The 2004-nt window shown below is 66.3% G+C and carries 2 protein-coding genes and 2 pseudogenes; 2 read left to right on the forward strand and 2 right to left on the reverse strand.

Annotation, left to right across the window (positions count from 1 at the left end):
* A pseudogene (locus tag EOA60_RS30685) lies at positions 1-564 on the reverse strand (TolC family protein); the annotation flags it as partial.
* Positions 561-1265, reverse strand: a complete 705-nt coding sequence (locus EOA60_RS30690; protein WP_067323437.1) for a DUF1956 domain-containing protein — start codon at positions 1263-1265, stop codon at positions 561-563. The gene EOA60_RS30690 and the pseudogene EOA60_RS30685, both read right to left, overlap by 4 nt.
* A 90-nt stretch (positions 1266-1355) precedes the next feature.
* Between EOA60_RS30690 and EOA60_RS30695 the strand changes: the two genes are divergently transcribed.
* Positions 1356-1829 carry a CYTH domain-containing protein gene (locus tag EOA60_RS30695; protein ID WP_067323434.1) on the forward strand — a complete coding sequence of 158 codons (474 nt, stop codon included), beginning with the start codon at positions 1356-1358 and terminating at the stop codon, positions 1827-1829.
* Positions 1826-2004 (forward strand): annotated as a pseudogene (locus EOA60_RS39345) (CHAD domain-containing protein); the annotation flags it as partial. The gene EOA60_RS30695 and the pseudogene EOA60_RS39345, both read left to right, overlap by 4 nt.

Consider the following 2004-nt stretch of genomic DNA (forward strand, 5'->3'; position numbering starts at 1 on the left):
CCACTCGGCCTGCCCCAATTCCGATTGCGCCTGCTTGACTTGGTTCTCGGCAGCTCTGATCGTTTCGGCCCGCGCCGGCAGGCCGCCGACGGCAAGGTTCGCCTCCGCCTGGCCGACCTGCGCGTTGGCGGTCTCCAGCGAAGCCGAGGCCGTGTCGTAATCGGCCTGGGTGCCGGTGCCGCGCTTGTAGAGATCGCTGGCGCGGTCATATTTGCGTTTGGCGTCGGCAGCCTGCGCCTTCGCCATGTCCACCTGCGCCTTGAGCACGGCGATCTCTTCCGGCCGCTTGCCCACCTTGAGGTCGGCAAGCTGCGCCTGCGCTTGGGCGAGCGCGGCCTGGGCTTGCGCCACGGCAATCTTGGCATCGGCGCTTTCCAGCGTCACCACCGGCGCGCCCGACTCGACACGGTCGCCGCGCTTGACCGTCACGGTCTCGACCTGCGCGACTTCGATCGGCGCCAGCAGCACATATTCGCCTTCGACATAGCCGACGGCAAGCGGGGCGGCCGGCGCGCAGGCGCCGAACAGCTGGGCCGCGAGCGGCAGCGAACAGAGTAAGCTCATGATTTGACCTTCCTGCCGGCGGCTGCGTCGCGCGCCGCAAGCATTGCCCTGAGGTTGTCGGTCGCGACCGCCACGACCTTGGCGGCCTCCTTGTCGCCGATCTCGCGCCAGCCCATCCTGCGCATCACCGCCTCGCGTCCGATGCGGAAATAGATGACCTGCCCGATGATGGTGAACACGGTGAGCCTCGTGGCCTCGCTCTCGGCCGGTTCGCCGGTCGCCTGCTCCCAGATCTGGCACAGCCGGCGATGCGTCGGTTCGAACACGCCGGCATAAATGCGGTCGAGCGCCGCCGTCGGATGCGAGAGCTCGCGCAGTACGAATTGTACGATCTCGCCGGCCTGGGGACTTGCCACGACAAAGCCGACCATCCGCGCCAGCGCGGCAAAGAGCTGCGCCCGGGCGGCTTCCGGGCTCGAAGGGGCCGCCGGCTGGGGTGCGCCGAGCGCCTGGCCGGCGATCCCCTGGATGGTCTCGACGATGAAGTCGGCGGCGGCGGCGCGCAGCCCCTCCTTGCCGCCGAAATGATAGGCGATCGAGCCGATATTGGCCTTGGCCTCGGCCGCGATCTCGCGCGTCGAGGTGCCGTCGAAGCCCTGCCGGCCGAACAGCTTCAGCGCGGCCTGCACCAGCGCCGCGCGCGTTTGATCGGCGGGAGAGGCTTCGCGTTGCGGCCCTTTGGCGTTCGTTTGTTTGCTCATTCCACCTATTTAATCAATCGATTGATTAAAGTCAAATTGAATTCCAACGCGGCTTGCCATCTTCCTGCGGGCGGGCTTTAGTGCGCGGCCATGGGCAAGGAAGTCGAGCGCAAGTTCCTGGTCGCTGATCCCGCCTGGCGCAGCCTGGTCGAGGCGCATATCCGCATTCGTCAGTTCTACGTCGCCGCGCAGCCTGGACGCACGGTTCGCGTACGCATCAGCGACGGAGGCTCCGCCGCGCTGACGCTGAAGTTCGGCAACAAGGCGCGCGAGCGCGACGAATTCGAATATCCGATCCCGCTCGCCGAGGCCGAGGAATTGATGGCCTTCGCGATCGGGCGTGTCATCGAGAAGACACGTCACCATGTTAGGCACCGCGGCTATCTCTATGAAGTCGATGTGTTCGGCGGAGTGCTCTCGGGGCTGGTGGTCGCGGAGTTGGAGACGCCGGAGGACGTGCCTGACGAAATGCTGCCCGACTGGCTCGGTCGCGAGGTCACCGGTGAGTCGAGGTTTTACAACGCGTCGCTGGCCCTCGGCGGGATTCCGGAGATAGCCGCATGAGCTTTCGCATCGATCCGCGCTTGCCGCTGACCGGCGAGGTCAGGCGCATATTGGCTGACGAGATCGGCAAGGCGCTTGGCCAACTCGAGACGGCGCGCGACAAGCCGGAGCAGGGACTGCACAAGTGCCGTAAGCGGCTTAAGGGCGTGCGCGCCTTGTTGCGCCTGGTTCTTTC

The sequence above is a fragment of the Mesorhizobium sp. M1A.F.Ca.IN.020.06.1.1 genome (assembly GCF_004023265.1).
Taxonomy (GTDB): domain Bacteria; phylum Pseudomonadota; class Alphaproteobacteria; order Rhizobiales; family Rhizobiaceae; genus Mesorhizobium.

What these genes read in the sequence shown, in the direction of transcription:
- EOA60_RS30695 (WP_067323434.1), top strand. Translation starts at nt 1,356, where the DNA reads ATGGGCAAGGAAGTCGAGCGCAAGTTCCTGGTCGCTGATCCCGCCTGG.
- EOA60_RS30690 (WP_067323437.1), bottom strand. Translation starts at nt 1,265, where the DNA reads ATGAGCAAACAAACGAACGCCAAAGGGCCGCAACGCGAAGCCTCTCCC.